Source organism: Salipiger sp. HF18 (assembly GCF_011806505.1).
GTDB lineage: Bacteria > Pseudomonadota > Alphaproteobacteria > Rhodobacterales > Rhodobacteraceae > Salipiger > Salipiger thiooxidans.
This window is the reverse complement of the sequence record NZ_JAATOS010000927.1, coordinates 1-745: the sequence shown is the minus strand read 5'-3', so window position 1 is coordinate 745 and position 745 is coordinate 1. Positions and strand designations below refer to the sequence as shown.

Here is a 745-nt window from a genome sequence, read left to right as displayed (position 1 = left end):
AAGGGCACCGCCCACGGCATCGCGCCCGACGGGCTCGGCGTGGCGCTGGCCTTCCTGCGCGACAAGTGCGGGTTCTGAGCTGACGGACGGCGGTGGGCCGGGTGTCCGCCGCCGGGTGCCTCTGCCGGGTGTGTGGGAGGTCCGGTCCCCGACACGCCCATGACCGGGGCGATGTGACGGTTCCGACGGGGCGTTCTGTGCTGTCCCCGGTGCAATCGCGCCTTGCTGTCCCGTGCTTTCGGGATCTGGCCGCGCGCGGGCGTACGTACTGGATGTGCGGGCGGTGACGGAGGAGGGGGCGCCGCCCCCGTCGCGCTTCGCGCGACTCCCCCGGAGTTTATCTGGCAAGATGAAGATGGGCCCGGGGTGGGCGGGGCGTGCTGTTTTTCGCGGCGTGTGGCGGTTTGTCTGTCGTCGGATTTCCGTGGCGGGGGGGTCCCGGAATTAGGCGCGGGCGGCGGCGGGGAGCAGAGGGGGGCGGGAAAAGGAAAACGCCCGGCGCGGGGGCGTCGGGCGTTTCCTTGTGACTGTGTCGGCCGCTTACGGCTGCTTCGACATGCGCTTGCGCTCGTGCGGGTCGAGGTAGCGCTTGCGGAGGCGGATGGCGTTCGGGGTGACCTCGACCAGCTCGTCGTCGTTGATGTAGGCGATGGCCTCTTCCAGCGACAGGGTGATCGGCGTGGTCAGGCGCACCGCTTCGTCGGTGCCGGAGGCGCGCACGTTGGTGAGCTTCTTGCCCTTGAGC

At 70.3% G+C, this 745-nt stretch carries 2 pseudogenes; one reads left to right on the top strand and one right to left on the bottom strand.

The features are described 5' to 3' along the window. Positions 1-78 (top strand): annotated as a pseudogene (locus HC022_RS29585) (phospholipase); the annotation flags it as partial. Positions 79-540: 462 nt separating this feature from the next. Here HC022_RS29585 and HC022_RS28035 read toward each other — a convergent pair. Then, a pseudogene (locus HC022_RS28035) lies at positions 541-745 on the bottom strand (translational GTPase TypA); the annotation flags it as partial.